Here is a 4,299-nt window from a genome sequence, read left to right on the forward strand (position 1 = left end):
GGGGGCACCCCCCGCCGCGCGACCACCCGAACCCCCGCGCCCGGATCAGCTATCGGGGCGCAGCGGGAACGTCACTCACTTGCTCAGTACCGTGAACCGGAACTTGAAGGAGCCGTCGAGGGTCTGCTCGACACCAGAGACGCCGGGCACCGACACCGCGACCTGCTTACCCGAGAGCAGCGGCAGCGTCGGCAGATGGTTCTGCGCCAGGTCGGTCTGGATCTTGCGCAGCAGCTCGACCCGCTTGGCCGGATCGGATTCGGTGGTCTCGGCGGTCAGCTGGGCGTTGATGCCGGGGTTCTCGAAGTGCGACTGCAGGAAGTTGTTCGGCCCGAAGAACGGCGAGAGGTAGTTGTCGGCGTCCGGGAAGTCCGGGAACCAGCCGAACTGGTACATCGGGTAGCCGTCGGAGGCGCGTTCCTTCTGGTAGGTGACCCATTCGGTGGACTGCAGGTTCACCTTGAACAGGCCCGACGCCTCGAGCTGGGACTTGACCGCGGCGTACTCCTCCGAGGAGCTGGAGCCGTAATGGTCGGGGTTGTACTGCAGGTTCAGCGTCACCGGGGCGGCGACGCCCGCGTCGGCCAGGAACTTCGCGGCCTGTGCCTTGTCCGGCTTGGCGCCGTAGAGCTGCTTCAACGGCTCGGCCGCGCCCGTCATGCCCTGGGGCACATAGCCGTACGCGGGCTGGTAGGTGTTCTTGTACACCGAGGAGGCCAGCGCTTCCCGGTCCACCGAGGACGCGAGCGCCTTGCGCACGGCCAGCTTCTGCTCGGGGGTGTTGCCCGGCATGGTGTTCATGTTGAACACGATGTAGCGCAGCTCGCCGCCGGGTCCGTCGGTGACCTTCACCTTGGAATCGGCACGGAGAGAATCGATGTCGGTGGGCGTGAACGAGCGGTAGCCGACGTCGATGGCGCCGTTCTGCAGGTCCAGCTTCAGGTTGTCGGAGGTGGCGTAGTACTTGGTCGACACCGTGGTGTTCTTCGGCATGCCGAGGATGCCCTGGTAGGCGGGGTTGGCCTGGTACTCGACCAGCTTGTTCTTGTCGTAGCTGCTGATCGTGTACGGACCCGAATAGCCCTTCGCCGCAACGACTTCCTCGTCGGTGGCCACCTTGTCGGCCGAGAACACCTTCTCGTCGACGATCGGGCCCGCCTGGGTCGGCAGGATGGTCGGGAAGGTCTGATCGTTGGCGACCTTCAGCGTGAACGCGACGGTGAGATCGTCGACCACATCGGTCTTGTCGAGGTTGCCTAGCAGCGAGGCGGGACCGTGCGGATCGTTGATCTTCAGCATCCGGTCGAAGGAGAACTTGACGCTCTTGGCGGTCAACGGATTTCCGTTGGCGAATGTCAACCCGGATTTGATCTTGCACGTGTACACGGTGGGCGCGGTGAACTCGCACTTCTCCGCCGCATCGGGCTTGGGGGTGGTGTCGCCCGGCGCGAAATTCAGCAGATACGAATAGATCTGGTTCTCCACCAGCAGCGAGCCGTTGTCGTAGGCGGCGGCCGGGTCGAGCGAGAAGATCTTGTCCGTGGTGCCGACGACCAGCCCCGCACCGGACCCCGCCTCATCGGTGCGGCCCGAACCACAGCCTGCCAGCGCGGCGGCGACGACAGCCGCGACACCCACTGCGGCAACTTGTTTCGCGCGATTCTTGCGAACGCTCAGTGCACTGTTCAACATCAGATCCCATTCTCGAACGCCACGTCGTCGCCGCACCCGGATCACAGGCGCGGCGACAACACGGTGAGCTAGCGATATAACGGGGGACCGTACAGGCGAACCATTACCGCCCAGTATCAATTCGAGCGAAAAATTGCGCGGATGTTATGAACTAATCTTACGAAATTGTCGGCTACCGGAATTCCTTCCGTACACAACACAAAAAGGGCCGATCAGGTTTATCCTGACCGGCCCCTCCTGGTGACGATGCGGCGCTACGGCCTGCTCAGCGCGTCGGCGTTGACGTTCTCGGCGAGCAGCTTCGCCTCCGGCTTGCCCGAGAGCATCCCCTCGAGCACGTTCTTGCCGATGGCGGCCTCCTGCGGCAGCGGGATCGGGTAGTCGCCGGTGAAGCAGGCGGTGCACAGCCTGCTGGCCGGCTGCTCGGTGGCCGCGATCATGCCCTCGGTGGAGATGTAGCCGAGGGTGTCGGCGCCGATCGAACGGCGCACGTTCTCGACCATGTCGTCGTAGCTGTCGTCGGCGCCCGCGCCGTTGGCGATCAGCTCCGCGCGCGAGGCGAAGTCGATGCCGTAGAAGCAGGGCCACTTCACCGGCGGCGAGGCGATCCGGACGTGGATCTCCAACGCACCGGCCTCGCGCAGCATGCGGATCAGCGCGCGCTGGGTGTTGCCGCGCACGATCGAGTCGTCGACGACGATGAGCCGCTTGCCACGGATGACCTCGCGCAGCGGGTTGAGCTTGAGCCGGATACCGAGCTGACGGATGGTCTGGCTCGGCTGGATGAAGGTGCGGCCGACGTAGGCGTTCTTCATCAGGCCCTGGCCGTAGGGAATGCCGGAGCCCTGCGCGTACCCGACCGCGGCGGGCGTGCCCGACTCGGGCACCGGGATCACCAGGTCGGCCTCGACCGGGCTCTCCTTGGCCAGCTTGCGGCCGATCTCCACGCGGGTCGAATGCACCGAACGCCCGGCGATCGTGGTGTCGGGGCGAGCCAGGTACACGTACTCGAAGACGCAGCCCTTGGGCTCGGGGTTGGCGAAGCGCATCGAGCGCACGCCGTCGGAGTCGATCGCGAGCAGCTCGCCCGGCTCGATCTCGCGGACGAACGCGGCGCCGACGATGTCGAGCGCGGCGGTCTCGGAGGCGACGACCCAGCCGCGATCGAGCCTGCCCAGCACCAGCGGGCGCACGCCGTGCGGGTCACGCGCGGCGTAGAGGGTGTGCTCGTCCATGAAGGTCAGGCAGAACGCGCCGCGCAGCTGCGGCAGCAGCTCCATCGCGGCCTGCTCGATGCTCGAGTCGGCCGCGGCGTGCGCCAGCAGGGCGGTGACGATGTCGGAGTCGGAGGTCGCGCCGGTCATCTGCGGGCGGCCGTCGATCACGCCCGCCCCGATCAGGCCGAGTTCGCGTGCGCGCCCGGCCAATTCGGCGGTATTGACGAGGTTGCCGTTGTGGCCCAGCGCCAGGCCGGAGCCGACGGCGGTGGTGCGGAAGATCGGCTGCGCGTTCTCCCAGGTGACGCCACCGGTGGTGGAGTAGCGACAGTGTCCGACGGCGATATGCCCCGGCATCGCGCCGAGGGTCTGCTCGTCGAAGACCTGACTGACCAGGCCGAGATCCTTGAAGACCAGAATCTGGGAGCCGTCGGAGACGGCGATACCGGCCGCCTCCTGCCCGCGATGCTGCAGGGCGTACAGGCCGTAGTAGGTGAGCTTCGCTACGTCCTCGTCGGGAGCCCAGACGCCGAAAACGCCACACTCCTCGCGGGGCTCGTTCTCGGGCTCGTCCGGAAGTGTGGAAGTGCTGTCGATCGTGCGATCGGCGTCGGTCACCGTGTGCTCCCTGTTCGGGCGGGCTGGGGGCACCCGTCATTCTACGGGTGATTCGGACGTCGACATACGCCGCGGCGCAAACCCGGCGCAATCGACCTCGGTGATCGCCCGGATTCCGGCGGAACAGCTGTTACGGTGCCGGTCGTGACCACCGATGACAGTGCCCACGAAGCTGCTGATTCCCCAGCGTCTGCCACAGACAACGCCGATTCGACACCGAAGGATTCCGATTCGTCACCGCGTGGGGAAGCGACGTTGGACACAGTCCGGATTCCGCCCCGGCGATGGGCCTGGATGGTGCTGGCGCCGACTGTCGTGCTCGCGGTCGTGTTGTCCCTGCTCGGCGTCATGTATCTGGCCTATATCTCCGATCCGGAGGGGAATCTGCACGATTTCCCGATCGCGCTGGTCAACCAGGACGTCGGGGACACCATCGACATCAACGGCCGGACCGAGCAGGTGAATTTCGGCAAGCAGGTGGCCGACGCGCTGGTGGCGGGCGTGCCATCCGACCAGGTCGACCTGCGGGTGGTCGGGATCAGCGAGGCGGACCGCCTGATGCGCACCGCGCAGATCTACGGCGCCATCATCATCCCCAGCGACTTCAGCAAACGGCTGGGCATTCTCGGGGTCGGCAGCGTCGTCGGCGGCGAGATCGAGCGCCCGATCATCACCGTGCAGACCAATCCCGGGATGGGCCCGTACGCCGCGGGCAGCGTGTACCGCAGCCGCGCGCGCCCCATGACCGTGGCGATCGCACACGAGGGCGCGC

The 4,299-nt window shown here is 66.4% G+C and carries 3 protein-coding genes; 1 reads left to right on the plus strand and 2 read right to left on the minus strand.

Features of this window, described 5'->3' with window-relative positions:
- Positions 1–75: 75 nt before the first annotated feature.
- Entirely contained in the window at positions 76–1,692 is a 1,617-nt protein-coding gene (locus ACFWPJ_RS26020) for an ABC transporter substrate-binding protein (protein WP_378855076.1), read from the minus strand.
- A gap of 254 nt (positions 1,693–1,946) precedes the next feature.
- Positions 1,947–3,527, minus strand: coding sequence for an amidophosphoribosyltransferase (gene purF, locus ACFWPJ_RS26025; protein ID WP_378855078.1), 1,581 nt, complete (start codon positions 3,525–3,527; stop codon positions 1,947–1,949).
- Positions 3,528–3,782: 255 nt separating this feature from the next.
- Between purF and ACFWPJ_RS26030 the strand changes: the two genes are divergently transcribed.
- Positions 3,783–4,299: YhgE/Pip domain-containing protein (locus ACFWPJ_RS26030; RefSeq protein ID WP_378855080.1), on the plus strand; the 517-nt coding region annotated here is incomplete at its 3' end.

The organism is Nocardia sp. NPDC058497 (assembly GCF_042720195.1).
Classification (GTDB): domain Bacteria; phylum Actinomycetota; class Actinomycetes; order Mycobacteriales; family Mycobacteriaceae; genus Nocardia.